Origin of the sequence: Escherichia albertii (assembly GCF_028622335.1) — a bacterium.
GTDB classification, from domain to species: domain Bacteria; phylum Pseudomonadota; class Gammaproteobacteria; order Enterobacterales; family Enterobacteriaceae; genus Escherichia; species Escherichia albertii.
Genome location: NZ_CP117568.1, coordinates 3,722,184 through 3,748,233, shown reverse-complemented (window position 1 = coordinate 3,748,233; position 26,050 = coordinate 3,722,184). Strand labels below are relative to the sequence as shown.

Sequence of the window (26,050 nt, the reverse complement as noted above, 5' to 3'; positions counted from 1 at the left end):
CCGGATTGTTACCCGGCATTTGTCATTTAGCGGTGATGTTTGCCTGCACCATGACCACCGTGATGATCATGATGCGCTTTCTTATGGTGACGCGGCGGTGGCGGCGGCCCATGTGGGTGCCAGCGATTACCTCGCCACTCATAATGTTTGTTCCACCAGCAGTGGTCCCGCCAGTGACCGCCATCCCAGTAATAGCCGCGATTATCACGATCGCCAATCTGTAATTTTACTGACGGGACTAACGTAATTTCCGCAGCCTGCACTGCCATGGGAGCGACCAGAACCAGGGAAAGTGCGAGAACAATGGATTGCATCTTTTTCACAGGTTACTCCTTTTATCATTGCCCGTTATGGGTCGATATAAGGAGATTACGGTAAGAGAACGATCGTTGTTATCCTCTGCAATCCTAATCTCTAACTTACCGCATTTATTGAGAATTTCTCCTTTTTCCCTGTCGATTTTCTCCATATTTTCTCCACAAAAAAGCCGGACTGCATAAACGCAAGCCCGGCTTTTTTAGATAATCAATAGATATTACTGATGATTCATCATCAGTTTACGCAGCGCAGCAAAATCGGCGGGAAGGTTATGCGAAAGTAATGGCAAATCAGCACGTTCTGCCAGTTCTTTTGGCAGTTCGAGCGTTTCACCGAGAATCGCTTCCACGCTCTCTTTAAATTTCGCCGGATGTGCGGTGCCGAGGAACAGGCCGTATTCGCCAGGATGCAACTGATCGCGCAACGCACGGTAAGCTACGGCAGCGTGCGGTTCCGAGATATATCCCAGCGCTTTTAACTCGCGCATCGTCTGTTGAGTGGTTTCATCATCCACCGCGGCATACCCCAGCTCTTTAAGTTGCCAGATTTTGCGGCGGAACAACTCTTCCACGCGCGGCCAGTTGTTTGGCTGGCTAACATCCATCGCATTGGATAACGTTGCCTGAGTCGCTTTTGGTGACCACTGCCCATCGCGGAGAAAACGAGGCACCGTATCGTTAACGTTAGTGGCAGCGATAAAACGCTTCACCGGTAAGCCGAGTGATTTTGCCAGCAGCCCCGCCGTCAAATCACCGAAGTTTCCGCTCGGCACCGAGACAACCAACTGGTTACGAGCTTCCTGCGGCAACTGCGCTACAGCCTCAAAGTAATAACAAATCTGCGCCAGTAAGCGGCTGATGTTGATAGAGTTAGCGGAGTTCAGCCCCAGCGTTACTTTCAGTTCCTCATCATCAAAGGCCTGCTTCACCAGCGCCTGACAGGCATCGAAATCGCCGTCAATAGCAACGGTTTCAATGTTGCCCCCCAGCGTACAAAACAGTTTTTCTTGCAGTGGGCTGATTTTGCCGCGCGGATAAAGGATGACCACGTTAACGTTCGGTAAACCGTAGAAAGCGTGAGCTACTGCCGCTCCGGTATCGCCGGAAGTCGCAGTCAGAATGGTCACTGGCTTATCGCCCGCAATATGGGTCAGCACTTGCGCCATAAAGCGACCGCCGAAATCTTTAAATGCCAGCGTCGGTCCGTGAAACAGTTCCAGACAACCGATGTCGCCTTCAACTTTGGCAACTGGAGCCGGGAACGCAAACGCCGCGCGTACGCGCTCTTCCAGTACGTTCTGCGGGATCTCATCACCAATAAACGCGGAGAGGATCTTTGCGCTGCGGGTGACAAAATCCAGCTTCAGCATCTCATCAATTTCAGTCAGGCTGAATTCCGGTAGGTCGTGCGGAAAAAACAGCCCCTGATTTTTGCCCAATCCCTGAGTTACGGCTTGCGCAAAGCTGACCTGCTCGTTGTGATCTTTCAGATTATAGAGTTTCATTTAGTTTTCCAGTACTCGTGCGCCCGCCGTATCCAGCCGGCAAATATGAACAAAACCTTCCTGATTTTGCAGGTAGTTATTACCCAGCCAATCAGCAACGCGCCGGGCGGTATCCGGTTTGTCACACAGTGCGAACAACGTCGGGCCTGAGCCGGAGATACCACTCGCCACCGCGCCAATTTCCGCTACCGCCTGCCGTGCCTGCCTGAAGCCCGGCAACAAACGCTCACGATACGGTTCCGCGATAACATCTTTCATCAGCTTCGCGGCTAGTTCAGGCTGGCGGGAATAGCAGGCATGAATGAAGCCCGCCAGATGCCGCCCATGAGCAATGCAATCCTGGCGGCGATACTGCGCCGGTAAAATGGCCCGCGCTTCTGCCGTCGAGACTTTAATTCCCGGATACGCCAACACCCATAGCCACTCATCAAACCCTGGTACCTGCTGACTGATGATGCCGTTTTCTTCGATCATCAACTGCATACCGCCAAGAAAACACGGTGCCACGTTGTCGTAATGAATGCTGCCGGAGATACGCCCTTCCAGCTCGCCCATCAAGGCCAGCAGGCGGATATCATCGAGCGGCTTACCGCAGTGTTCATTCATCGCCACCAGCGCCGCGACCACCGAACAGGCGCTGGAACCTAAGCCAGAACCGATCGGCATATTCTTTTCCAGAGTCATCGCCACCGGAATTTGCTTACCCAGTTCCTGGCAAAAACGTTCCCAGCACTGATAAACGATATTTTCTCGTGGGGACGACGGCAGCTTATCGGCAAACCGTCCGAGGTTATTGAGGCTGAAATGCTCTGCCGCTTCAACCGTCACGACATCCCCCAACAAGGAACCATCAACAGGCGTCACTGCCGCTCCAAGCACATCAAACCCGACGCTCATATTGGCACTGGACGCCGGAGCATAAACTTTAACCATGTCAGACTCCTAACTTCCATGAAAGAGTGCGTAGCAGATCGGCAAAGACGCCGGCAGCCGTAACGTCATTGCCCGCGCCATAACCGCGGAGAACCAGCGGCAGCGGCTGATAATAGTGACTATAGAAGGCCAATGCGTTTTCGCCGTTTTTCACTTTAAACAGCGGATCGTTACCGTCGACTTCAGCAATCTTCACGCGGCAGACGCCATCTTCATCAATATTGCCAACATAGCGCAATACTTTGCCTTCATCGCGCGCCTTTGCCACGCGCGCGGCAAAGAGAGCATCCAGTCGCACCAGATTCGCCATAAATGCCGCAACATCACCTTCCGCGTTAAAGTCGGCTGGCAGCACAGGTTCAATCTCGATATCCGACAGCTCCAGTTCCCGCCCGGTTTCACGGGCGAGAATCAACAATTTGCGCGCCACATCCATACCGGAAAGATCATCTCGCGGGTCCGGTTCGGTATAGCCCATTTCCCGGGCCAGGGCGGTCGCCTCAGAGAAACTCATACCTTCATCTAATTTACCGAAGATAAATGAGAGCGAGCCCGAAAGAATGCCGGAGAATTTCATCAATTCATCGCCAGCACTGAGCAAGTTTTGCAGGTTCTCAATAACCGGCAATCCCGCGCCGACGTTGGTGTCGTAGAGGAATTTACGCCGCGACTTTTCCGCCGCATGACGCAACAGATGGTAGTAATCCATCGACGAGGTGTTGGCCTTTTTGTTCGGCGTAACAACGTGGAAACCTTCGCGCAGGAAGTCGGCATATTGATCCGCTACTGCCTGGCTGGAGGTGCAGTCAACAATGACCGGGTTCAACAAATGATATTCTTTCACCAGGCGAATTAAGCGCCCAAGGTTAAACGGCTCTTTGGCTTGTGCAAGCTCTTCCTGCCAGTTTTCCAGATTGAGGCCATGTACATTAGTCAGCAACGCCTTCGAGTTAGCGACGCCGCAAACGCGTAAGTCGATATGTTTGTTCTTAAGCCAGCTTTGCTGACGCTTCAGTTGCTCCAGCAACGCCCCGCCCACGCCACCGACGCCAATGACAAACACTTCAATAACCTGATCGGTATTGAATAGCATCTGGTGGGTAACGCGCACACCAGTAGTTGCGTCATCGTTATTTACCACTACGGAGATAGAACGTTCGGAAGATCCCTGAGCAATGGCAACAATATTGATATTAGCGCGCGCCAGCGCAGCAAAAAATTTCGCTGAGATGCCACGCAACGTACGCATACCATCGCCCACTACTGAGATAATCGCCAGCCGTTCAGTGACTGCCAGCGGCTCCAGCAGACCTTCTTTCAGTTCAAGATAGAACTCTTCCTGCATCGCCCGTTCAGCTCGCACACAGTCGCTTTGTGGTACGCAGAAACTGATACTGTATTCGGAAGACGATTGCGTAATCAGCACCACTGAAATACGGGCGCGTGACATCGCTGCAAAGACGCGCGCCGCCATGCCGACCATTCCTTTCATTCCCGGACCGGAAACGCTAAACATCGCCATGTTATTCAGGTTGGAAATTCCCTTCACCGGCAACTCATCTTCATCACGACTGGCGCCAATGAGCGTACCCGGCGCTTGAGGGTTTCCGGTATTTTTTATCAGGCAAGGGATCTGGAACTGGGCGATGGGGGTAATGGTGCGGGGGTGAAGAACTTTAGCGCCGAAGTAGGAAAGCTCCATCGCTTCCTGGTAGGACATCGACTTCAACAACCTCGCATCGGGCACCTGACGCGGGTCACAGGTATAAACGCCATCAACGTCAGTCCAGATCTCACAACAATCGGCGCGTAAACAAGCTGCCAGTACGGCTGCAGAGTAGTCAGAACCGTTACGCCCCAGCACCACCAGTTCGCCTTTTTCGTTACCGGCTGTGAAACCGGCCATCAGCACCATGTGGTCAGCAGGAATGCGACTTGCGGCAATACGGCGGGTAGACTCAGTAATATCAACGGTAGATTCGAGGTAATGACCAACTGCCAACAGTTTTTCAACTGGATCGATAACCGTAACGTTGTGGCCACGCGCTTCCAGCACACCCGCCATAATGGCAATCGACATTTTTTCGCCACGGCAAATCAGCGCGGCATTAATGCTATCCGGGCACTGCCCTAACAGACTGATGCCATGCAGAACATGTTTTATTTGAGCGAATTCCAGATCGACGAAAGTTTTCAGTTGCGCCAGTGGAAATCCCGGCTGGGCGTCGGCGAGTCCAGTCAGAAGTTCGGCAAAAATACGTTCGGCATCGCTGATATTGGGTAAAGCATCCTGGCCGCTAATGGTTTTTTCAATCATCGCCACCAGATGGTTGGTGATTTTGGCGGGGGCAGAGAGGACGGTCGCCACCTGCCCCTGCCTGGCATTGCTCTCCAGAATATCGGCAACCCGCAGAAAACGTTCTGCATTTGCCACTGATGTACCGCCGAACTTCAACACTCGCATGGTTGTTACCTCGTTACCTTTGGTCGAAAAAAAAGCCCGCACTGTCAGGTGCGGGCTTTTTTCTGTGTTTCCTGTACGCGTCAGCCCGCACCGTTACCTGTAGTAATGGTGATGGTGGTGGTAATGGTGGTGCTGATGCGTTTCATGGATGTTGTGTACTCTGTAATTTTTATCTGTCTGTGCGCTATGCCTATATTGGTTAAAGTATTTAGTGACCTAAGTCAATAAAATTTTAATTTACTCACGGCAGGCAATAAGTTCATAAGCTGCTACCAGGCACTCTTTTTTTAATCTGCACAGGAACATATTGCCCGTTGCAGTCAGAATGAAAATCTGAAAATAACCTTCATTGTAATTTTTTATTTGGTGATATTTTTTTCAATATCATGCAGCAAACGATGCAACATTGCGGTATCACGCTGTTCTAAACGCCCGATACGTTGTTGTATCCAGTCCACCAGTTTTGTGTCATCTGCCACCGCTAACGTCGTTAACAACGACATAACGCGTTCGCGTAAAGCACGCAATTGGTATTGATCTGCCGATGCGTCACTTTTCGTCGGTTGTTGTATTAATGTTGCTAATTGATAGCAATAGACCATCACAGCCTGCCCCAGATTAAGCGAAGGATAATCCGCCACCATCGGTACGCCGGTAAGAATATCAGCCAGCGCCAGTTCCTCGTTGGTCAGACCGGAATCTTCCCTGCCAAACACCAGTGCAATATGGTTCATCCACGCCGATTTTTCTGCCAGCAACGGCACCAGCTCCACAGGCGTGGCGTAATAATGATATTTTGCCCGGCTACGTGCGGTGGTGGCGACGGTGAAATCCACGTCCTGCAACGCTTCTTCAAGTGTTGAGAAAACAGCAATATTATCAATGATATCACCAGAGCCATGAGCAACCCAACGCGTAGCTGGTTCCAGATACGCCTGGCTATCGACAATACGCAGTTCGCTAAATCCCATCGTTTTCATTGCCCGCGCCGCTGCACCAATATTTTCTGCTCTGGCTGGAGCAACCAGAATAATCGTTATACGCATGTTGCCACTCTTCTTGACCAAATAACCACGAATAAGATGATTAATGTCAACTTATTACGCGGAGCGAATTTACAAAATATTAACGTAAGTCGCAGAAAAAGCCCTCTACTTAGCTTAAAAAAAGCTAAACTATTTCCTGACCGTACTAATGATTGAATTGTTAAAAAATACTACATATCCTTCTGTTTACTTAGGATAATTTTATAAAAAATAAATCTCGACAATTGGATTCACCACGTTTATTAGTTGTATGATGCAACTAGTTGGATTATTAAAATAATGTGACGAAAGCTAGCATTTAGATACGATGATTTCATCAAACTGTTAACGTGCTACAATTGAACTTGATATATGTCAACGAAGCGTAGTTTTATTGGGTGTCCGGCACGTCTTAGCCTGTTATGTTGCTGTTAAAATGGTTAGGATGACAGCCGTTTTTGACACTGTCGGGTCCTGAGGGAAAGTACCCACGACCAAGCTAATGATGTTGTTGACGTTGATGGAAAGTGCATCAAGAACGCAATTACGTACTTTAGTCATGTTAAGCCGATCATGTTAATTTGCAGCATGCATCAGGCAGGTCAGGGACTTTTGTACTTCCTGTTTCGATTTAGTTGGCAATTTAGGTAGCAAACATGCAGACCCCGCACATTCTTATCGTTGAAGACGAGTTGGTAACACGCAACACGTTGAAAAGTATTTTCGAAGCGGAAGGCTATGATGTTTTCGAAGCGACAGATGGCGCGGAAATGCATCAGATCCTCTCCGAATATGACATCAACCTGGTGATCATGGATATCAATCTGCCGGGTAAGAACGGCCTTCTGTTAGCGCGTGAACTGCGCGAACAGGCGAATGTTGCGTTGATGTTCCTGACTGGCCGTGACAACGAAGTCGATAAAATTCTCGGCCTCGAAATTGGCGCAGATGACTACATCACCAAACCGTTCAACCCGCGTGAACTGACTATCCGTGCACGCAACCTGCTGTCCCGTACCATGAATCTGGGCACTGTCAGCGAAGAACGTCGTAGCGTTGAAAGCTATAAGTTCAATGGTTGGGAACTGGACATCAACAGCCGTTCATTGATCGGCCCTGATGGCGAGCAGTACAAACTGCCACGCAGTGAGTTCCGCGCCATGCTTCACTTCTGCGAAAACCCAGGCAAAATTCAGTCTCGTGCTGAACTGCTGAAGAAAATGACCGGTCGTGAGCTGAAGCCACATGACCGTACCGTAGACGTGACAATCCGTCGTATTCGTAAACACTTCGAATCTACGCCGGATACGCCGGAAATCATCGCCACCATTCACGGTGAAGGTTATCGTTTCTGCGGTGATCTGGAAGATTAATCGGCTTTACCACCGTCCAAAAAACGGCGCTTTTTAGCGCCGTTTTTTATTGCTGTGCCCCGTTCTGAATGGCGCGAACGCCTTATCCGGCTTACAAAATCGTACAAATGCAATATATTGCACCATCCTCGTAGGCCTGATAAGCGTGGCGCATCAGGCAAATTTACGTTCCTCATCAATTTCAAACGGCGCCTTTTATTTCCAGATACGTAACTCATCGTCCATTGTGACTTCTTTGCTGGCTTTCATTTTCGGCAGTGAAAATGCATACCAGTCGATATTTCGCGTTACAAACATCATACCTGCCAGCGCCGCCACCAGCACACTCGTCCCCAACAGAAGCGCACTATCAGCAGAATTCAGCAGTCCCCACATCACACCATTCAGCACCAACAGTGCCACGGTAAACAATATGCTGTTACGCCAGCCTTTTAATACCGCCTGTAAATACACACCGTTTATTACCGCGCCCACCAGACTGGCAATTATCCATGCCAACGTAAAACCAATATGTTCAGAAAGCGCCAGCAAGAGTAAATAAAACATCACCAAAGACAATCCCACCAGCAAATACTGCATTGGGTGTAAACGTTGCGCGGTTAACGTTTCAAAGATAAAAAAGGCCATAAAAGTCAGGGCTATTAATAAGATGGCATATTTAGTCGCACGATCCGTTAATTGATACTGATCGGCGGGCGTAGTTACCGCAACACTAAACGCCGGGAAATCGTCCCAGCTGTTATCATTGTCTGTAGCAAAACGTTCTCCGAGGTTATTGGCGAACCAACTACTTTGCCACTGAGCCTGAAAACCTGACGCGCTAATTTCCCGCTTCGCCGGCAAAAAATCACCTAAAAAACTGGGATGCGGCCAGTTACTGGTTAAGGTCATCTCGCTATTACGCCCCGTCGGCACCACGGAAAAATCACCCGTACCGCTTAAATTCAGCGCCATATTTAACTTCAGGTTCTGCTTTAGCCAGTTCCCTTCGGATAAAGGAATATGTACGCCCTGCCCGCCTTGCCCTAATCCCGTTCCGGGCTCAATGACCAGCGCCGTTCCGTTAAGCTCAGGCGTTTTCACCACACCAATCCCACGCGCATCGCCAACGCTAATGACAATAAAGGGCTCACCCAGAGTGAGATTAGGGGTATTCAATTCACTCAGGCGCGAAACATCGAAATCGGCTTTCAACATTAAATCACTGTGCCAGACCTGACCGGTATAAATGCCGATCTTGCGTTCTTCCACGTTCTGATTGCCATCAACCATCAACGATTCCGGTAACCAAAAATGGATAAAACTTCGCTTTCGCTCAACAGTTTTCCCCTCTTCCTGCACCGTATAAAGTTCAGTTACAGGAATAGCGATGAGCGGCCCAATCAACTTTTGCGGCCCGCTGGTGCTTTGCCGAATCGCATCTTCAACATTGCTATGATAATCGGCACGTTCGACGATCACCTGCCGAATCAGCATTAATGGAATCAACAACAGTAATACAGCGCCAAACAGGGTAGCTATCTTCCAGAACAGGGGGGATTTCAACATAGTCTTCTCCTTTGCAATAGCGACAGTTTACGAAGGCTATGTGGGAAGAATTTGAAGTTATGTGAAGTGACGGTGAAGTCGAAGCGAGGCCAGCACGCCGCCTTCCGGCACGTTGTGCAGCGTAACTTCGCCATTAAGCAAGCGGGCGACTTCACTGACGAACGCCAGCCCCAGACCGCTGCTTTTTTGCCCATTCTCGCGCGGCAAAGAGTAAAAACGCTCAAAAATACGCGAAAGCGCGTAGTCAGGGATGCCACTACCGGTATCCTGAACATTAAGCGTTACATGTTCCTGTTCAACGTGGGCGCTAAGCGTAATGCAGCCATTACCGGGAGTAAAATCGATGGCGTTATCCAGTAAATTTCCTAACGCCTGTTCCAGCAACGCAGGATCAGCGGCAACCTTAACCTCTGAGGAAATAACACTCAGAGTAATATTTTTTTCTGTCAGTTGTACTGCGCGCGCCTCGCTGACATTTCTAAACAGCATAGAAATATCCACTGGCAACAGTGCCACTTCCTGACGATTCTCCAGCCTTGCCTGCCGTAACAATCTTTCAACCAATGCCTGCATACGTACATTCTGCGCCAGAATATTGTCGGTGAAACGTGCCACCACTTCCGGCGGCGGACCTTCGCGTAAAATTTCCGCCGCCCCCCGAATTGCCGCCAGTGGACTTTTCAGCTCATGGGTTAACGCATAGACATACTGCTCAATATAGTTTTTCCCCTCCAGCTTCACGCGCATACTTTCCAGCGCCTGCGCGAGCTTTCGCAGCTCACTACTACCGAGATTGGGGAGAGAAACGGGCTTATTGTCCGTAACGGAATCAGCATAACGGGTGAGTCGGGCAATAGAGCGGTTGATCCACCACACCATTCCTGCACCAATCACCAACGCAATTCCCAGCAAAATAGCGCTGGCCCATAAAATTCGCCGCTCGCTACGTTTAATCACCGGCGCCATCGCCGCATTCGGCTTACCCACGCTCAGGACGCCGATAAGCCGTGAGCCGTCCATAATGGGGGCGGCGACATACATCACCGAACTTTCGGGGTCAGCAGGGTTTTGCAACGTGCTGCGCGCGCCATACTGACCACGCAACGTTAGCCAGACATCGTTCCAGCGAGAGTAGTCTTGCCCGACGGCTTTATTTGCCGAATCGAACAATACCTTCCCCTGCGCATCAGTCATATAGATATGGTATTCATTGCGGACTTTGTTGATTCCGCCGATATTGGCGCGAAACGGGCGATTTTGCAGTTGGTTAAACGCCTGCGCCAGTTGTCCATGCGCAGGATCGCCAGAGAGCAAATCATGACGCGCCAGCTCCGCCAGCAACGTTGCCGTGTCGATCAACGTCCCTTCCGTCGCCCTTCTAACGCCCGGTTTAACTTCTTTGACAAAAATTGCCAGCACGAACCAGGCCGCTACCGCCACCAGTAAAAAATAGCCCAGCAACAGCCGCATGCCGATGCGCATTACAGGCTCCTCAAGCTGTATCCCATACCGCGATGGGTATTGATCGGTGAAAGCTCGGGGTTGATGGCGCGCAACTTGGCACGCAGCGTTTTAATATGGGTATCGACAGTACGATCGTAGGTATCCTGAGCATCTTCCCAGACACAATCCATCAATTGCTGCCGGGACCAGACGCGACCAGGCGATTTGAGTAATGTTTTCAACAGTAAAAATTCGTACCGTGTCAGCGTTAAGGGCGTATCAAACCAGCTAATTTGTGCCGCTGGCTCATTCAACTCAAAATGTCCAGTACGAAGAACGGGAGGCGGCGTCGAGAACTTTTTCACCCGCCGCAGTAAAGTGCGCACTCTGGCGCACACTTCACGAGGGGAAAAAGGTTTAGCCACGTAGTCATCAGCGCCTATCTCCAGCCCAAGCAGACGATCCACCTCTTCACTACGAGCGGTCAGAAACAGCACCGGCAGCGCCGGATGGATAGCCAACAACTGGCGACACAATTCAAAGCCGCTGATATCAGGTAAGCCAACATCGAGAATGATGACGTCGGGAGCCTGCTGGCGCGCTTTGTCCAGCACTGGCAAGCCCCGTTCGAAAACGTCGACGCTAAAACCTTCCAGCTGCAACATGTAGACCAGCGTGTCGGCTATTCCCTGCTCGTCTTCCACTAACCAGACTGTTTCCCGTTTCATATATCGCCCCTGTTATTGCCGCCACGGCATGACAGGTACGGCGCTGATCGCATTTTTAGGTGAACCGTCAACCACTTTATCGGAGTAGGCTAGGTAAGCGAGCGCATTTCGTTTGGCATCATAGAAACGCACGACCTGTAATGACTTGAAAACCAGCGACGTACGTTTTTTGAATACCACTTCACCCTGAGCTTTGCCGTTCTTAATACGCTCGGTTAGCTCAATTGGCCCCACCTGCTGGCAAGAAATAGCCGCGTCGGAAGTATCTTCCGCCAGACCTAATCCGCCTTTAATTCCTCCCGTTTTCGCTCTGCTCACATAGCAAGTGACATTTTTCACATCGGGATCATCAAAAGCCTCAACGACAATTTTGTGATCCGGGCCAATCATTTTAAATACGGTATCGACAGAACCAATTTCTTCCGCATGTGCCAACGGTCCCAGCATTATAAGGCTTAAAGACAGGATCAAATGCTTGTATTTCATATTGTTACCACTTTTATAAGTTACACTGAGTAATTAGTTCGCTATAATAAATAACATATTGATTAAGAACAAAATTTCAATATTTTTATTTCCGTCAAGACCTAAAACATACTCTATTAAGAAAAAAACACTGAATGCTAAAACAGCAAAAAATGCTATTATCCAATTACCTGATGTCAGGTGCTCGTTGTTGAAAGGATGAGGATATTTTATGGATCAGGCCGGCATTATTCGCGACCTTTTAATCTGGCTGGAAGGTCATCTGGATCAGCCCCTGTCGCTCGACAATGTAGCGGCGAAAGCAGGTTATTCCAAGTGGCACCTGCAGAGAATGTTTAAAGATGTCACTGGCCATGCTATTGGCGCGTATATTCGTGCTCGTCGTTTGTCGAAATCAGCGGTTGCGCTACGCCTGACCGCGCGTCCGATTCTGGATATTGCGCTGCAATACCGCTTCGACTCTCAACAAACATTTACCCGAGCGTTCAAAAAGCAGTTTGCCCAGACTCCCGCGCTTTACCGTCGTTCTCCAGAATGGAGCGCCTTTGGCATTCGCCCACCGCTGCGTTTGGGTGAGTTCTCTATACCAGAGCACAAATTTGTCACGCTGGAAGATACGCCGCTGATTGGTGTAACGCAGAGCTACTCCTGCTCGCTGGAGCAAATCTCTGACTTCCGCCACGAAATGCGCTACCAGTTCTGGCATGATTTTCTCGGCAACGCACCGACAATCCCACCGGTACTTTACGGCCTGAACGAAACGCGCCCAAGTCAGGATAAAGACGACGAACAAGAAGTGTTCTACACCACCGCACTAGCCCAGGATCAGGCCGATGGTTATGTATTGACAGGGCATCCCGTGCTGTTGCAAGGCGGCGAATATGTAATGTTTACCTACGAAGGTCTGGGAACCGGCGTGCAAGAATTTATCCTGACGGTGTACGGTACGTGCATGCCAATGCTTAACCTGACGCGCCGTAAAGGTCAGGACATTGAGCGATACTACCCGGCAGAAGATGCCAAAGCGGGAGATCGCCCAATTAATCTGCGCTGCGAGCTGCTGATTCCGATCCGTCGTTAACGCTGCAGTTCATCTAATGCAGGGGCATCCAGATGCGAGATGTCCCCTGCGGTTTCCACCACCCACCCCAATGCCAGCCACGGACTTTCCTGGTAATCCACGCGCGAAATAGAACAGTTACGCAGACGCAAGCGGCGTTCTGCCCACGCCGGTAAGCCCAGGATGGTACTCACCAGACACCCCAGCGCAATCCCGTGGCTCACCAGCAGCGGGCGACTTCCAGGAGGTAAATCCCGACAAGATTCCAGCGCGGCATTGACGCGTTCACTGAGTTCCTGCATTGATTCGCCTTCAGGAATACGCCCATCCACCGTGCCGTTCACCAGCTGGCGACGCCAGTTCTCCTCCTCTTCAGTCAGAGAATCAATGTGTCTTTTTTCCAGCACGCCCATATTCAACTCACGCAGGCGGGAATCAAAGATGATGTCACAGCCGCAAGCCTGGGCGATGATTTCTGCCGTACGTCGGGTGCGGCCTAAATCGCTACTGATGATATGTGTAATACCAAGCTCTTTGGCCCGCATCGCCACCTGCATCGCCTGTTGCTCACCTTTTGCGGTCAGCGGGCTGTCAGACTGGCCCTGAATACGTCGTTCGGCGTTCCACTGCGTTTCACCGTGGCGGACAAGATATACCTGTAACATGCTTTTTTTCCGTATACTGCTTTAACGTTAATTTTCTGAGTAATCCTGATTATGCACCAAGTTGTCTGTGCGACCACCAATCCCGCTAAAATTCAGGCCATCCTGCAGGCATTTCACGAGATCTTCGGCGAAGGATCCTGCCATATTGCGTCTGTCGCCGTCGAGAGCGGCGTACCGGAACAACCTTTTGGCAGTGAGGAAACGCGCGCTGGCGCACGAAATCGGGTAGCAAATGCCCGCTGTTTACATCCAGAGGCTGATTTTTGGGTGGCGATTGAAGCGGGGATTGATGGCGACAGCACCTTTAGTTGGGTGGTGATTGAAAACGCCAGCCAACGTGGCGAAGCGCGTTCGGCAACTCTGCCGTTGCCTGCGGTGATTCTGGAGAAAGTACGTGAAGGCGAGGCGCTTGGCCCCGTAATGTCGCGCTATACCGGCATTGATGAGATTGGTCGTAAAGAAGGAGCAATCGGCGTGTTTACCGCCGGGAAACTCACTCGCGCCAGCGTCTATTACCAGGCGGTGATCCTGGCACTGAGTCCGTTTCATAATGCGGTGTATTAAGCGCCTGATGCGACGCTGACGCATCTTATCAGGCCTACAAAATCAATCGCTTTTTAGCAACACGTCTTCCAGCCACTGACGCAGCTCGACAGGCGCGGCTTTCAGGCTGTTAGATCCACGCGTAATGGTGGCAATGCCTGCGCCGAGTTCATTTTTTAACTCGCGCTGGCTCATTTCACCGCGCAACAACTCTTCGACGATACGCACGCGAGTCCCCAATGCTTCTCGTTCATCCGGCGTCAGCATCAGGTTTAGCAGTGGTAAATGGAGATCGTTTTGGTAGGCATTCTTAAGCAAGTCGACAAAGCGTAACCACTCCTGGTGACGCTGTTCTGCCATCGCTGCTGAATAGGGTGATTGTTGAGCCATAGTGTGTCGCCATTGTTAGCGGGGGAAGTCAAATGCCTCCCCCGGTTGTACTCGCTAAAGAGTACGATAGCATATCATAAACGGACAGATCAGTAACGACGCCCCCATTCTGTGGCGCTCATCAAGGTTGGCTTTTCGCCCATGAAATAGCGATAGTACGCGTCATAAGCCAGCACGTTCTTCACATAACCGCGTGTTTCGGAGAATGGAATGCTCTCGACAAACGCCACCGCGTCGATACGCCCCGCGCTGTTGCCAAGCCAGGTGCGTACCCGCCCTGGGCCGGCATTATAGGCTGCCGAGGAGAAAATGCGGTTATTGCCAAACTGCTGATAAACATATTGCAGGTAGCTGGTGCCGATGTTGATGTTCGTTTCTGGATCTAACAATTGCCCAGGGCTGCTGTAACCAGGAATAGAAAACATCTTCACCGTATGGGTCGCCGTACCAGGCATAATCTGCATCAGCCCGCTGGCCCCGACCGGTGACTTCACTTTCGGATTCCAGGCGCTCTCCTGACGAGCAATCGCCATCGCATAGCTTTGCGGGATCTCTTTACCGCTGGTGTAGCGTTTGAAAAGATCGTTGTAGGCCAGCGGGAATCGCTCCTCCAGATGATCCCAAAGTTTTCCGGCGATCGTCGCCTGAACGCTGAGATCCCACCAGTGATTGTTGAAAGCATACCGTGCCAGTTGCGCCTGCTCGACTTTCGACCTGCTCTTCACCAGATTAGCCCACTCGCTACGCGCGGTATTATCGAGATTCCAGTACATCAGCTCGCGCACGCGCGCCATCTCCGGCCCCTGAATCAGAGCACTGTCGACATTCTGCGACGCTTTATCAATCTTCAGTTGATACTCTTCGCCAAGGCGCTGAGCAGCAACCATCGGGTAGAAACCACGCTGCTGCATTAACTGATGTAAAATCTCTTTCGCTTCAGTGTCACGCCCACGTTCCAGCAATAAATCCGCCTGCCAGTAACGCCATTCATCTTTCTCTTTCGCTTCCATCGGCAAGCGTGCCAGCCAAGTATTCAGGCCCCGACGATCGCCAGTACCCAGCGCCATCCGTACGCGGCGTTCAATCAACGACGTGGATTGCGAGCGCATAATGGCGTCATCGCGCCATTTTGCTTGTTCGTCAGTGACATCGTTGCCCATCAAACGCCAGGCAACGATATCGCGCAGTTCCTGAATCTGATCTTCATTAAGCTGCTGCGCCTGAGCAAGCGAAGGGATCATCAGCCGTGCGTTTTCTGCATCCTGGCGCGCGACGCTGGCAAAGGCTACTGCCGCCATCTGACGGGTAAAATCGGTCGCTCCAGTTGTACGCGCAAAGGTCAGCACCGTATTAGGGTTGTTCGCCAGTGAAATGATTGCCGAAGCGATAGTCTGGTAATCGGCTGGCATCTGCCCTGCCAGCACGGTCACCAGACCTGTGTTACCCGCTTTCATCGCCAGGCGGATACGCTCTAAATACGCCAGCGGATCTTGTTTGCCTGACGCGCGCCAGACGCTAAATAATTTGTCACAAGCATTAGGCTGGCTCTTGCCGGTTAGCCACAGCTCTTTCGCCCCTTGCCAGGCTTCTTCACTCTGCCCGGTGTTCCATTTTGCATAGTAGTAATTACATTGCGCTTCGGTAGTCGCAGGCTTTTCCGGGCTAAACGCTAACAAGCCACGCCAGTCTTCGCGTCTCGCCAGTTCATTGACGAAACGTGATTGCAGCGTACGAGCCGGAGGAAGCGTAGGGTTGGCACGAACAAAGTTAGTGACCGTGATCGCCGGTTGATTCATTAAATCATCAGTGATCTGGCGATATTCCAGATAGGGGTAAAGCGGATAATCCTTCAGGGATGGCATCATTTGTTCGACCACATCCATTTGTCGATTATCCCAGGCCTGCTTAATTTGCGCGTAGCGGCTACGCTGCTCATCCAGTGAGTCGGCTCGCGCCACGCTGCTGACGGTCAGCAGACAGACACCGGCAGCCAACAGCCGCCAGGTAACTTGTTTGGCTTTTTCCACAAGCGCATCCTCTAAGTGTCAATACATCAATGCAGCATCATGCCGCGTAATAGATTTATGCTAACCAGTCATTGCCGTTTGCGCCACGTTACGGACACTTTTTTACTTTTACGGAGTGATCGACTGGCTGGGATTAGACAGGGAAACAGGCTACACTTCGCCTTTGAAAACTCATTATCACGATAAACATAGAGGCGAAGTCCAACGTGGCTCAATTCGTTTATACCATGCATCGTGTCGGCAAAGTTGTTCCGCCGAAACGTCATATTTTGAAAAACATCTCTCTGAGTTTCTTCCCTGGGGCAAAAATCGGCGTCCTGGGTCTGAACGGCGCGGGTAAATCTACCCTGCTGCGCATTATGGCGGGCATTGATAAAGACATCGAAGGCGAAGCTCGCCCGCAGCCAGATATTAAGATTGGTTATTTGCCGCAGGAACCGCAACTGAACCCGGAACACACGGTGCGTGAATCCGTGGAAGAAGCGCTTTCTGAAGTGGTTAATGCGCTGAAACGTCTGGACGAAGTGTATGCGCTGTATGCCGATCCAGATGCTGATTTTGACAAACTGGCTGCTGAGCAGGGCCGTCTGGAAGAAATCATTCAGGCTCACGACGGTCATAACCTGAACGTGCAACTGGAGCGCGCGGCGGATGCGCTGCGTCTGCCGGACTGGGAGGCAAAAATCGCTAACCTCTCCGGTGGTGAGCGTCGTCGCGTGGCGTTGTGCCGCCTGCTGTTAGAAAAACCAGACATGCTGCTGCTCGACGAACCGACCAACCACCTGGATGCGGAATCCGTGGCATGGCTGGAGCGCTTCCTGCACGACTTCGAAGGCACCGTGGTGGCGATTACCCACGACCGTTACTTCCTCGATAACGTCGCTGGCTGGATCCTCGAACTTGACCGTGGTGAAGGTATTCCGTGGGAAGGCAACTACTCCTCCTGGCTGGAGCAGAAAGATCAGCGTCTGGCGCAAGAAGCTTCACAAGAAGCAGCGCGTCGTAAATCGATTGAGAAAGAGCTGGAATGGGTGCGTCAGGGCACAAAAGGCCGTCAGTCGAAAGGCAAAGCGCGTCTGGCACGCTTTGAAGAGCTGAACAGCACCGAATATCAGAAACGTAACGAAACCAACGAACTGTTTATTCCACCTGGACCACGTCTGGGCGATAAAGTGCTGGAAGTCAGCAACCTGCGTAAATCCTACGGCGATCGCCTGCTGATTGATGACCTGAGCTTCTCGATCCCGAAAGGGGCAATCGTTGGGATCATCGGTCCGAACGGCGCGGGTAAATCGACACTGTTCCGTATGATCTCCGGTCAGGAACAGCCGGACAGCGGCACCATCACTTTGGGTGAAACAGTAAAACTGGCATCGGTTGATCAGTTCCGTGACTCAATGGATAACAGCAAAACCGTATGGGAAGAAGTTTCCGGCGGGCTGGATATCATGAAAATCGGCAACACCGAGATGCCAAGTCGCGCCTACGTTGGCCGCTTTAACTTCAAAGGGGTTGATCAGGGTAAACACGTTGGCGAACTCTCCGGTGGTGAGCGCGGTCGTCTGCACCTGGCGAAATTGCTGCAAGTTGGCGGCAACATGCTGCTGCTCGACGAACCGACCAACGACCTGGATATCGAAACCCTGCGCGCGCTGGAAAACGCCCTGCTGGAGTTCCCGGGCTGCGCGATGGTTATCTCGCACGACCGTTGGTTCCTCGACCGTATCGCCACGCACATTCTGGACTACCAGGATGAAGGTAAAGTTGAGTTCTTCGAAGGTAACTTTACCGAGTACGAAGAGTATAAGAAACGCACGCTGGGTGCAGACGCGCTGGAGCCGAAGCGTATCAAGTACAAGCGTATTGCGAAGTAATGCGTAAAATGCCGGATGCGGCGTGAACGCCTTATCCGGCCTACAAAACCAGCGATTTCAATACGTTGTGAAACCGTAGGCCTGATAAGACGCGGTAAGCATCGCATCGGGCATTGGGTCTTATCTCTGCTCCCCCATCATCTCCCGCACCAGCTCCACGCAGCGCAGGAAACGGCTGTCGTAATCGTCCTCTTCAACTCGCACGAATTCGATATTGTTCTCTTCCAGCATCTCCACCAGCAAATTCTGGAACTCTTTACGATCCACCGAACTACCGAGGCTGCGTAAACCATCCGCCACCCACGGAGTGTTATTCTCCAGCAGGATCACCAGATCAAAACGATATTCATCGATCAGCGCCTGTACGAACGGATGTTCACGCCCTTCGTACTTTTTGCAGAACGCCTGGGTAGTGACAAAATCGGTGTCGATAAACGCCACTTTATTAGCATATTTCACTGCAAAATCAATATATTGCGCGTGACCCAGCGCGATTTTATCGTAGTCGGAATACTGCAACGCAATCTCATCGCCGCCCAGATGTGAAAAAACATAATCGCGACCATATTCCCACGCGCTGGTAGTGTTGAAAATATTGGCAAGTTTGTTTACCAGGGTGGATTTACCGCTCGATTCACCACCGAGGATCGCCACAGTACGCACAAAAAACGGCTTCACTTCGGTAGGAATATATTCCCAGTAGCGGAACGGGTTTTCGCGGATCTGCGCACCGCTGATATTCATAAAAGTGCGTTTCGGATCGACCAGCACCGTCTTGATCCCCAGATGTTCCATATACTGCGGCGCGTCGGCTTCTTCCGAGGTGTAGATCAAGTCCGGCTGGATCCCCTTCTCGACCATAAACTTTTTGATGCCGTTGCTCCACACATCCCAGCCGTGCGGATACGGCTCCATGCCCTCTTCGTTGAAAGCATGAATACGGATATTTTTCTGATACTTAAAGGTTTGCAATAACCAACGCAGACGATCCGGCACCGTTGGCTGCTGCGACATAGCGCTGTCCTCAAACAACGCGCGGTCACGGGTATCATCAAAGCCCATAATGATATGCAGCTCGTCAACCTGGCTACAGGCGCGCTGGATTAGATAGATATGTCCAGTATGCAGCGGGTAAAACTTACCGAATACAACGCCGATCGTTTTCTTCTGGCGGGGAAACTCCAGCCCCAAAAAACGGTGTAACGCCTCCAGCTTTTGCGCACTGGGGCTTTTAATTTTGGCATTCAGTAACTGGCTTAAATACCCTTTGGTCATACCGCTGGCATCGGCTACCTGCTGTAGCGTGCAGCCCTGTTGCTTGATGGCAGTTTTCAGGTAATCAAATGACGACATATCTCCCTCCGTATCTCTCATTATAAGTCGTCAAACACGCTGAGCGCGTCGGAGAGTTTTTTAACGCCAAAAATCTGCATCCCTTCCGGCGCTTTTTTCGGTACGTTGGCTGCCGGAACAATCGCCCGGCGAAAACCGTGTTTCGCCGCTTCAGAGATTCGTTCCTGACCGCTGGGCACCGGACGGATCTCACCTGCCAGCCCCACTTCACCAAACACCACCAGATCCTGCGGCAGCGGCCTGTCGCGCAGGCTGGAAACCATCGCCAGCAGTAATGCTAAGTCGGCACTGGTTTCGGTCACCTTCACACCGCCGACCACGTTTACAAACACATCCTGATCGGCCATTTGCAGACCACCGTGACGGTGCAGTACCGCCAGCAGGATCGCCAGTCGGTTTTGCTCCAGCCCAACCGCCACGCGGCGTGGATTCGCCATCATCGAGTGATCGACCAGCGCCTGGATCTCAACCAGCAGCGGGCGCGTTCCTTCCCACACCACCATAACCGAACTGCCGGAGGTCACTTCATCGCCACGGCTTAAGAAGATGGCGGAAGGATTGCTGACTTCACGCAGCCCCTGTTCGGTCATCGCGAAAACGCCCAGCTCATTCACCGCACCGAAGCGGTTTTTATGGCTGCGTAAGGTACGAAAACGGGAGTCGGCATCGCCATCCAGAAGCACCGAACAGTCGATACAGTGTTCCAGCACTTTAGGGCCAGCCAGCGAGCCATCTTTAGTGACGTGACCCACCATGACAATCGCCACACCGCGCGTTTTGGCGAAGCGCGTCAGGTAAGCCGCCGTTTCACGCACCTGCGCCACGCTGCCTGGCGAAGACTGCACATCAGCCATGTGCATCACCTGGATAGAGTCGATCACCATCAGCTTCGGTTGCTCTTCTTCGGCAATCAGGCAGATCTGTTCGATGCTGGTTTCTGACAGCATATTCAGGTTATCAGTCGGCAGGCCGAGACGGTGAGCACGCATCGCCACCTGTTGCAGCGACTCTTCGCCGGTGACATACAGCGTTTTCATCTGCTGCGCCAGTTTGCACAATGTTTGCAGCAACAGCGTGGATTTCCCGGCACCGGGGTTACCGCCAATCAGAATGGCACTTCCCGGCACAACGCCGCCGCCTAACACGCGGTCAAATTCTTTAAATCCGGTGGAAAAACGCGGCAGCTCTTCAAGACTGATATCGGAGAGTTTCTGGACTTTCGCCACCCCGGCGCTACCGGCATAGCCACTGAGACGCTCGTTACGCGCCACCGTTGGCGACGCGGCAAGACGCACCTCGGTGATGGTATTCCAGGCATGGCAGGCGCTGCACTGTCCCTGCCAGCGCGGATAATCTGCCCCACATTCATTACAAACAAAGGCGCGTTTTGGAGCTTTTGCCACGGTGTACCTCGTTAATGCTGTGCCGCCCGCAGAATGACGGGCGTACAATTACTTCTGATTCAGACTGCCAGAGAGGATGCAGAATACGCCCATCAGGTCGGCGTGACGGATGGTCACTTCCGTCTTTTCATTCACTTTTGGCTTGGCATGGTAGGCAATTCCCAGCCCCGCTGCTTTGATCATCGGCAGGTCGTTGGCGCCATCGCCAATCGCCACTGTCTGCGCCAACGGGATTTCATACTCCTGCGCCAGGCGAGTCAGTGTTTTCGCTTTGTACTGTGCATCTACAATGTCGCCGATCACATTGCCGGTAAATTTACCGTCCATGATCTCCAGTTCATTGGCTACCACGGCGGTTAATCGCAGCTTGTCGCGCAGATATTCAGCAAAGAAGGTAAACCCGCCGGAGGCAATCGCCACTTTCCAGCCCAGCGTTTCCAACTTGAGCACCAGTTGCGTTAATCCTGGCATCAGCGGCAGATTTTCACGCACCTGTAGCAAAATGTTCGCGTCAGCGCCTTTCAGCGTCGCCACGCGACTGCGCAGACTGGCGGTAAAATCGAGTTCCCCGCGCATCGCCCGTTCGGTCACTTCCGCCACCATCTCGCCCGTTCCGGCCAGCCTGGCAATTTCATCAATACATTCAATCTGGATGGCGGTGGAGTCCATATCCATCACCAACAGCCCCGGCGTACGCAAATGTGGAATTTTCCCCAACGGCGCGACATCCAGTTGCGCTTCATGGGCCAGACGCGTTGCTCGCGCGGTGAGCGAACCTGCCAGACGAATCACCTGATAATCTTCCACACACCAGGCGGCGACAATCACCATCGCCGCGCCAAGTTTGCTCTGGTACTGGGTCAGACGTTGTTTATCCAGCCCTCGACCATACAGCAGCCAGCCGCTACGACCTGCGTGGTAATCCAGTGGCATGACTTCATCACCACTTAATGAAAGAGGCAGACCTGGCCATAAAGAGACATCTTCAGGCAGATCGCACCAGGTAATGTTAGGCATTAAGGCTCCTGTAAAATCGTTCGAAGCAGGGAAAATAACGCATGAGGCTACCTTGTATCCATTGCTTCTGGCAACATTAAGTCTCAAATTTTCAAAGGGTGGAACATGGCTCGCACAAAACTGAAATTCCGGCTGCATCGGGCAGTGATTGTCCTGTTCTGTCTTGCCTTGCTGGTCGCCCTGATGCAAGGTGCGTCCTGGTTTAGTCAAAACCACCAACGGCAGCGCAATCCACAGCTGGAAGAACTGGCCCGCACCCTGGCGCGGCAGGTAACGCTGAACGTTGCGCCGCTGATGCGCACCGACTCGCCGGATGAAAAACGCATTCAGACCATACTCAACCAGTTAACACATGAAAGCCGCATTCTCGACGCGGGCGTATACGATGAACAAGGCGATCTTATCGCTCGCGCAGGAGAAAGCGTAGAAGTACGCGATCGACTGGCGCTCAACGGGAAAAAAGCCGGCAGCTATTTTAATCAGCAAATTGTCGAACCTATCGAGGGGAAAAATGGCCCGCTCGGCTATCTGCGTCTGACGCTGGACACCCATACGCTCGCCACCGAAGCCAAACAGGTTGATAACACCACCAATATTTTACGCCTGATGTTGCTGCTCGCACTGGCGATCGGCGTGGTGCTGACTCGCACGCTATTGCAGGGTAAGCGCACCCGCTGGCAGCAATCGCCCTTCCTTTTAACCGCCAACAACTCGGTACCGGAAGAGGAAGAAAACGAGCCAAAAGAGTGACCCATTACTACAAGAAAGGAAATCGTTATGACCACATTACGCCTGCTTATCTCTGACTCTTACGACCCGTGGTTTAATCTGGCGGTAGAAGAGTGTATTTTTCGCCAGATGCCCGCCACGCAGCGCGTACTGTTTCTCTGGCGCAATGCCGACACGGTAGTGATTGGTCGCGCGCAGAACCCGTGGAAAGAGTGCAATACCCGGCGGATGGAAGAAGATAACGTCCGCCTGGCGCGACGCAGTAGCGGCGGCGGCGCGGTGTTCCACGACCTCGGTAATACCTGCTTTACCTTTATGGCTGGCAAGCCGGAGTACGATAAAACCATCTCCACGGCGATTGTACTCAACGCGCTGAATACGCTTGGCGTCACCGCAGAAGCTTCCGGGCGCAACGACCTGGTGGTGAAAACAGCCGAAGGCGATCGCAAAGTCTCTGGCTCAGCCTATCGCGAAACCAAAGATCGCGGCTTCCACCACGGCACCTTGCTACTCAATGCCGATCTCAGCCGCCTGGCAAACTATCTCAACCCGGATAAAAAGAAACTGGCAGCGAAAGGCATTACTTCGGTACGTTCTCGCGTGACCAATCTGACTGAATTGCAGCCTGGGATCACCCATGAACAGGTTTGCGAGGCGATTCGTGAAGCCTTTTTCGCCCATTATGGCGAGCGTGTAGAAGCGGAAATTATCTCCCCGGACAAAACGCCAGACTTGCCAAATTTCGCTGAAACCTTTGCCCGTCAGAGTAGCTGGGAGTGGAACTTCGGTCAGGCTCCGGCGTTTTCACATCTGCTGGATGAACGCTTTAACTGGGGCGGCGTGGAGCTACACTTCGACGTTGAAAAAGGCCATATTACCCGCGCCCAGGTGTTTACCGACAGCCTCAACCCCGCGCCGCTGGAAGCCCTGGCTGAGCAACTGCAAGGTTGCCTGTACCGCGCGGATATGCTGCAACAAGAGTGTGAAGCTCTGTTGATTGATTTTCCGGGACAGGAAAAAGAGCTACGGGAATTGTCGGCATGGTTAGCGGGGGCGGTACGGTAGTTAATTGATGAATTAAAAAGCCGGAGCAGTCTCCCGCTCCGGCTTCACACGACAATCGCCTTTCAGCGAAACACAATTACTCTTTATCGCCCAGCAGAACGGATTCCAGCGCGATTTTGATCATGTCATTGAAGGTAGTCTGACGCTCTTCGGCAGTGGTCTGCTCGTGAGTACGGATGTGGTCAGATACGGTGCAGATAGCCAGCGCTTTCGCGCCAAATTCTGCAGCCACACCATAAATACCTGCCGCTTCCATTTCTACGCCGAGGATGCCGTATTTTTCCATCACGTCGAACATTTCGCCATCCGGGGAGTAGAACAGATCAGCGGAGAACAGGTTACCAACGCGAGCATCAACGCCCAGTGCTTTAGCCGCGTCCACTGCGTTACGCACCATGTCAAAGTCAGCGATAGCGGCGAAGTCATGGTCTTTAAAACGGATACGGTTAACTTTGGAGTCGGTGCAGGCACCCATACCGATCACCACGTCACGCAGTTTTACGTGCGGCAGAACTGCGCCACAGGAACCCACGCGGATGATTTTCTTCACGCCGAAATCGGTGATCAGTTCTTTGGTGTAGATGGAGCAGGACGGGATACCCATACCGTGACCCATTACGGAAATTTTGCGGCCCTTGTAAGTACCGGTAAAGCCCAGCATACCGCGAACGTTGTTCACTTCACGGACATCTTCAAGAAAGTTTTCAGCAATATATTTTGCACGCAGCGGGTCGCCTGGCATCAAAACTACGTCAGCGAAATCGCCCATTTCTGCATTAATGTGTGGGGTAGCCATCGTTTTATCCTTTTTGTGACATAACAAAGGCGGAGTCAACGCTCCGCCCAAATCCATCAGAACATGGCTTTGCCATATTCCATATCAGAAGTACCAAAATATTTTGCCAGCGTCTGGCCGATATCCGCAAAGGTTTCACGGTGACCCAGCGAACCAGGTTTCACTTTCGGGCCATACACCAGTACCGGAATGTGTTCACGCGTATGGTCAGTACCGGTCCAGGTCGGATCACAACCGTGGTCAGCGGTGAGGATCAGGATGTCGTCATCACGCAGCAGAGACATCAGCTCCGGCAAACGGCGGTCGAACAGTTCCAGACCTGCGGCATAACCCGCAACGTCGCGACGGTGGCCCCAGGAAGAGTCGAAGTCAACGAAGTTGGTGAAGACGATGGTGTTGTCACCCGCTTCCTTCATCTCTTTGATGGTGGCGTCAAACAGCGCGTCCAGGCCAGTCGCTTTCACTTTCTTGGTGATGCCGCAGTTAGCGTAGATGTCCGCAATTTTACCGACAGAAACCACCTGACCGTGTTTTTCATCAACCAGTTTCTGCAGCACGGTCGGTGCTGGCGGTTCAACTGCCAGGTCGTGACGGTTACCGGTGCGCTGGAAGTTACCGGCTTTGTCGCCGATAAACGGACGGGCGATAACGCGACCGATGTTGTAGCCGCCGTTGGTCAGCTCTTCACGGGCGATTTCGCACAGTTCGTAGAGTTTATCCAGACCAAAGGTTTCTTCGTGGCAAGCAATCTGGAACACGGAGTCAGCGGAGGTATAGAAAATCGGCTTGCCGGTTTTCATGTGCTCTTCGCCCAGTTGATCCAGAATGACCGTACCGGAAGAGTGGCAGTTACCGAGGTAACCCGGCAGATTAGCGCGTTCAACCAGTTTATCCAGCAGCTCTTGCGGGAAGCTGTTTTCGTGATCGGAGAAATATCCCCACTCAAACAGAACCGGGACACCGGCGATTTCCCAGTGACCAGACGGGGTGTCTTTACCGGATGACATTTCGTGCGCCCATGCGTACGCGCCGATAACTTCAGCGTTGCCGTCCATTCCCGCCGGAATGAAACCGGTAGAACCTTCGTGTGCTTTCGCCAGCCCCAGACGGGTCAGATTTGGCAGATTGAGCGGGCCTTTACGACCGTTATCAGCTTCGCCTTTGGCGCAAGCTTCTGCGATATGACCCAGGGTGTCGGCCCCGACGTCACCAAAGCGTTCTGCATCTTCTGTAGCGCCGATGCCGAATGAGTCCAGCACCATAATAAATGCACGTTTCATATGTTCTCCGTACTCAGTGCTTCAAA

The 26,050-nt window shown here is 52.0% G+C and carries 25 protein-coding genes and 1 other annotated feature; of the genes, 6 read left to right on the top strand and 19 right to left on the bottom strand.

Annotated elements, in window-relative coordinates; translation table 11 throughout:
- Nucleotides 1-26: 26 nt before the first annotated feature.
- From PS053_RS18170 to yjjY, 7 genes are all read right to left on the bottom strand, one after another.
- Nucleotides 27-323, bottom strand: coding sequence for a DUF2502 domain-containing protein (locus tag PS053_RS18170; RefSeq protein WP_059250845.1), 297 nt, complete (start codon nt 321-323; stop codon nt 27-29).
- Between the two features lie 212 nt (nt 324-535).
- A complete protein-coding gene (thrC, locus tag PS053_RS18165) occupies nt 536-1,822 on the bottom strand; it encodes a threonine synthase (protein ID WP_054409896.1) in 1,287 nt (428 codons plus the stop codon).
- Nucleotides 1,823-2,755, bottom strand: coding sequence for a homoserine kinase (gene thrB, locus PS053_RS18160; RefSeq protein ID WP_000241676.1), 933 nt, complete (start codon nt 2,753-2,755; stop codon nt 1,823-1,825).
- A 1-nt stretch (nt 2,756) separates the two neighbouring features.
- Entirely contained in the window at nt 2,757-5,219 is a 2,463-nt protein-coding gene (thrA, locus tag PS053_RS18155) for a bifunctional aspartate kinase/homoserine dehydrogenase I (RefSeq protein ID WP_054409900.1), read from the bottom strand.
- A 25-nt stretch (nt 5,220-5,244) separates the two neighbouring features.
- Nucleotides 5,245-5,364 (bottom strand) — a sequence feature (Thr leader region).
- On the bottom strand, nt 5,300-5,365 hold the full coding sequence (gene thrL, locus PS053_RS18150; RefSeq protein ID WP_001386572.1) for a thr operon leader peptide: 66 nt from the start codon (nt 5,363-5,365) through the stop codon (nt 5,300-5,302). Its footprint overlaps the feature before it by 65 nt.
- A gap of 213 nt (nt 5,366-5,578) precedes the next feature.
- The gene (locus PS053_RS18145; protein WP_001223201.1) at nt 5,579-6,265 is read right to left on the bottom strand and encodes a tRNA/rRNA methyltransferase; all 687 of its coding nucleotides are present in this window, start codon (nt 6,263-6,265) and stop codon (nt 5,579-5,581) included.
- A gap of 399 nt (nt 6,266-6,664) precedes the next feature.
- Nucleotides 6,665-6,805 carry a YjjY family protein gene (yjjY, locus tag PS053_RS18140; RefSeq protein WP_001303782.1) on the bottom strand — a complete coding sequence of 47 codons (141 nt, stop codon included), beginning with the start codon at nt 6,803-6,805 and terminating at the stop codon, nt 6,665-6,667.
- A gap of 95 nt (nt 6,806-6,900) precedes the next feature.
- Between yjjY and arcA the strand changes: the two genes are divergently transcribed.
- The gene (arcA, locus tag PS053_RS18135) at nt 6,901-7,617 is read left to right on the top strand and encodes a two-component system response regulator ArcA (protein ID WP_001194358.1); all 717 of its coding nucleotides are present in this window, start codon (nt 6,901-6,903) and stop codon (nt 7,615-7,617) included.
- 195 nt (nt 7,618-7,812) lie between these two features.
- Here arcA and creD read toward each other — a convergent pair whose 3' ends face one another.
- Genes creD through creA form a run of 4 tightly spaced genes read right to left on the bottom strand, consistent with a single transcriptional unit; the run spans nt 7,813 to nt 11,822 of the window.
- Nucleotides 7,813-9,165: a cell envelope integrity protein CreD gene (creD, locus tag PS053_RS18130; protein WP_256878701.1), complete on the bottom strand. Its 1,353-nt coding sequence runs from the start codon at nt 9,163-9,165 to the stop codon at nt 7,813-7,815.
- A 57-nt stretch (nt 9,166-9,222) separates the two neighbouring features.
- The gene (creC, locus tag PS053_RS18125; protein ID WP_256878702.1) at nt 9,223-10,647 is read right to left on the bottom strand and encodes a two-component system sensor histidine kinase CreC; all 1,425 of its coding nucleotides are present in this window, start codon (nt 10,645-10,647) and stop codon (nt 9,223-9,225) included.
- Nucleotides 10,647-11,336 carry a two-component system response regulator CreB gene (gene creB / locus PS053_RS18120; RefSeq protein ID WP_059227933.1) on the bottom strand — a complete coding sequence of 230 codons (690 nt, stop codon included), beginning with the start codon at nt 11,334-11,336 and terminating at the stop codon, nt 10,647-10,649. The genes creC and creB overlap by 1 nt, the downstream gene beginning before the upstream one ends.
- Nucleotides 11,337-11,348: 12 nt before the next feature.
- Entirely contained in the window at nt 11,349-11,822 is a 474-nt protein-coding gene (creA, locus tag PS053_RS18115; protein WP_000875489.1) for a protein CreA, read from the bottom strand.
- Between the two features lie 211 nt (nt 11,823-12,033).
- On the opposite strand from creA, the gene robA reads away from it, so the two are divergent.
- The gene (gene robA / locus PS053_RS18110) at nt 12,034-12,903 is read left to right on the top strand and encodes an MDR efflux pump AcrAB transcriptional activator RobA (protein WP_000371660.1); all 870 of its coding nucleotides are present in this window, start codon (nt 12,034-12,036) and stop codon (nt 12,901-12,903) included.
- On the opposite strand, the gene gpmB is transcribed toward robA, so the two are convergent.
- On the bottom strand, nt 12,900-13,547 hold the full coding sequence (gpmB, locus tag PS053_RS18105) for a 2,3-diphosphoglycerate-dependent phosphoglycerate mutase GpmB (protein ID WP_256878703.1): 648 nt from the start codon (nt 13,545-13,547) through the stop codon (nt 12,900-12,902). The two genes, robA and gpmB, sit on opposite strands and share 4 nt — an antisense overlap.
- Nucleotides 13,548-13,598: 51 nt before the next feature.
- Between gpmB and yjjX the strand changes: the two genes are divergently transcribed.
- Nucleotides 13,599-14,111 (top strand): inosine/xanthosine triphosphatase, encoded by a 513-nt coding sequence (gene yjjX / locus PS053_RS18100; RefSeq protein WP_000554402.1) that lies wholly within the window; start codon nt 13,599-13,601, stop codon nt 14,109-14,111.
- A 42-nt stretch (nt 14,112-14,153) separates the two neighbouring features.
- Here the strand turns inward: yjjX and trpR are convergent, their stop codons facing one another.
- Nucleotides 14,154-14,480 (bottom strand): trp operon repressor, encoded by a 327-nt coding sequence (gene trpR, locus PS053_RS18095; RefSeq protein ID WP_000068677.1) that lies wholly within the window; start codon nt 14,478-14,480, stop codon nt 14,154-14,156.
- An 89-nt stretch (nt 14,481-14,569) separates the two neighbouring features.
- The gene (gene sltY / locus PS053_RS18090) at nt 14,570-16,507 is read right to left on the bottom strand and encodes a murein transglycosylase (protein ID WP_059214681.1); all 1,938 of its coding nucleotides are present in this window, start codon (nt 16,505-16,507) and stop codon (nt 14,570-14,572) included.
- A gap of 206 nt (nt 16,508-16,713) precedes the next feature.
- Here sltY and ettA point away from each other — a divergent pair, with 206 nt between their 5' ends.
- Entirely contained in the window at nt 16,714-18,381 is a 1,668-nt protein-coding gene (gene ettA, locus PS053_RS18085) for an energy-dependent translational throttle protein EttA (RefSeq protein ID WP_000046763.1), read from the top strand.
- Nucleotides 18,382-18,501: 120 nt separating this feature from the next.
- On the opposite strand, the gene nadR is transcribed toward ettA, so the two are convergent.
- The 3 genes from nadR to serB are packed head-to-tail and all read right to left on the bottom strand — an operon-like array spanning nt 18,502 to nt 22,154.
- Entirely contained in the window at nt 18,502-19,734 is a 1,233-nt protein-coding gene (gene nadR / locus PS053_RS18080; protein ID WP_000093821.1) for a multifunctional transcriptional regulator/nicotinamide-nucleotide adenylyltransferase/ribosylnicotinamide kinase NadR, read from the bottom strand.
- A gap of 20 nt (nt 19,735-19,754) precedes the next feature.
- Nucleotides 19,755-21,137: a DNA repair protein RadA gene (gene radA / locus PS053_RS18075; protein ID WP_001029698.1), complete on the bottom strand. Its 1,383-nt coding sequence runs from the start codon at nt 21,135-21,137 to the stop codon at nt 19,755-19,757.
- A 48-nt stretch (nt 21,138-21,185) separates the two neighbouring features.
- Entirely contained in the window at nt 21,186-22,154 is a 969-nt protein-coding gene (gene serB, locus PS053_RS18070) for a phosphoserine phosphatase (protein ID WP_001132970.1), read from the bottom strand.
- Nucleotides 22,155-22,259: 105 nt separating this feature from the next.
- Between serB and PS053_RS18065 the strand changes: the two genes are divergently transcribed.
- Both PS053_RS18065 and lplA read left to right on the top strand, forming a co-directional pair.
- Complete coding sequence (locus PS053_RS18065) at nt 22,260-22,904, top strand: YtjB family periplasmic protein (protein ID WP_000124621.1); 645 nt, start codon at nt 22,260-22,262, stop codon at nt 22,902-22,904.
- 27 nt (nt 22,905-22,931) lie between these two features.
- A complete protein-coding gene (gene lplA / locus PS053_RS18060; protein WP_059235070.1) occupies nt 22,932-23,948 on the top strand; it encodes a lipoate--protein ligase in 1,017 nt (338 codons plus the stop codon).
- Between the two features lie 76 nt (nt 23,949-24,024).
- Here the strand turns inward: lplA and deoD are convergent, their stop codons facing one another.
- Nucleotides 24,025-24,744, bottom strand: coding sequence for a purine-nucleoside phosphorylase (gene deoD / locus PS053_RS18055; RefSeq protein ID WP_000224873.1), 720 nt, complete (start codon nt 24,742-24,744; stop codon nt 24,025-24,027).
- Nucleotides 24,745-24,800: 56 nt separating this feature from the next.
- Nucleotides 24,801-26,024, bottom strand: a complete 1,224-nt coding sequence (gene deoB / locus PS053_RS18050) for a phosphopentomutase (protein WP_000816471.1) — start codon at nt 26,022-26,024, stop codon at nt 24,801-24,803.
- Nucleotides 26,025-26,050: the final 26 nt, after the last annotated feature.

Excerpts from the sequence above, each read along its gene's own strand:
- gpmB (WP_256878703.1), bottom strand. The coding sequence starts at position 13,547 with ATGTTACAGGTATATCTTGTCCGCCACGGTGAAACGCAGTGGAACGCC.
- yjjX (WP_000554402.1), top strand. The coding sequence starts at position 13,599 with ATGCACCAAGTTGTCTGTGCGACCACCAATCCCGCTAAAATTCAGGCC.
- creC (WP_256878702.1), bottom strand. The coding sequence starts at position 10,647 with ATGCGCATCGGCATGCGGCTGTTGCTGGGCTATTTTTTACTGGTGGCG.
- nadR (WP_000093821.1), bottom strand. The coding sequence starts at position 19,734 with ATGTCGTCATTTGATTACCTGAAAACTGCCATCAAGCAACAGGGCTGC.
- PS053_RS18145 (WP_001223201.1), bottom strand. The coding sequence starts at position 6,265 with ATGCGTATAACGATTATTCTGGTTGCTCCAGCCAGAGCAGAAAATATT.
- trpR (WP_000068677.1), bottom strand. The coding sequence starts at position 14,480 with ATGGCTCAACAATCACCCTATTCAGCAGCGATGGCAGAACAGCGTCAC.
- yjjY (WP_001303782.1), bottom strand. The coding sequence starts at position 6,805 with ATGACTAAAGTACGTAATTGCGTTCTTGATGCACTTTCCATCAACGTC.
- lplA (WP_059235070.1), top strand. The coding sequence starts at position 22,932 with ATGACCACATTACGCCTGCTTATCTCTGACTCTTACGACCCGTGGTTT.
- serB (WP_001132970.1), bottom strand. The coding sequence starts at position 22,154 with ATGCCTAACATTACCTGGTGCGATCTGCCTGAAGATGTCTCTTTATGG.
- creA (WP_000875489.1), bottom strand. The coding sequence starts at position 11,822 with ATGAAATACAAGCATTTGATCCTGTCTTTAAGCCTTATAATGCTGGGA.
- thrA (WP_054409900.1), bottom strand. The coding sequence starts at position 5,219 with ATGCGAGTGTTGAAGTTCGGCGGTACATCAGTGGCAAATGCAGAACGT.
- creD (WP_256878701.1), bottom strand. The coding sequence starts at position 9,165 with ATGTTGAAATCCCCCCTGTTCTGGAAGATAGCTACCCTGTTTGGCGCT.
- arcA (WP_001194358.1), top strand. The coding sequence starts at position 6,901 with ATGCAGACCCCGCACATTCTTATCGTTGAAGACGAGTTGGTAACACGC.
- deoB (WP_000816471.1), bottom strand. The coding sequence starts at position 26,024 with ATGAAACGTGCATTTATTATGGTGCTGGACTCATTCGGCATCGGCGCT.
- thrC (WP_054409896.1), bottom strand. The coding sequence starts at position 1,822 with ATGAAACTCTATAATCTGAAAGATCACAACGAGCAGGTCAGCTTTGCG.
- thrB (WP_000241676.1), bottom strand. The coding sequence starts at position 2,755 with ATGGTTAAAGTTTATGCTCCGGCGTCCAGTGCCAATATGAGCGTCGGG.
- robA (WP_000371660.1), top strand. The coding sequence starts at position 12,034 with ATGGATCAGGCCGGCATTATTCGCGACCTTTTAATCTGGCTGGAAGGT.
- PS053_RS18065 (WP_000124621.1), top strand. The coding sequence starts at position 22,260 with ATGGCTCGCACAAAACTGAAATTCCGGCTGCATCGGGCAGTGATTGTC.
- creB (WP_059227933.1), bottom strand. The coding sequence starts at position 11,336 with ATGAAACGGGAAACAGTCTGGTTAGTGGAAGACGAGCAGGGAATAGCC.
- deoD (WP_000224873.1), bottom strand. The coding sequence starts at position 24,744 with ATGGCTACCCCACACATTAATGCAGAAATGGGCGATTTCGCTGACGTA.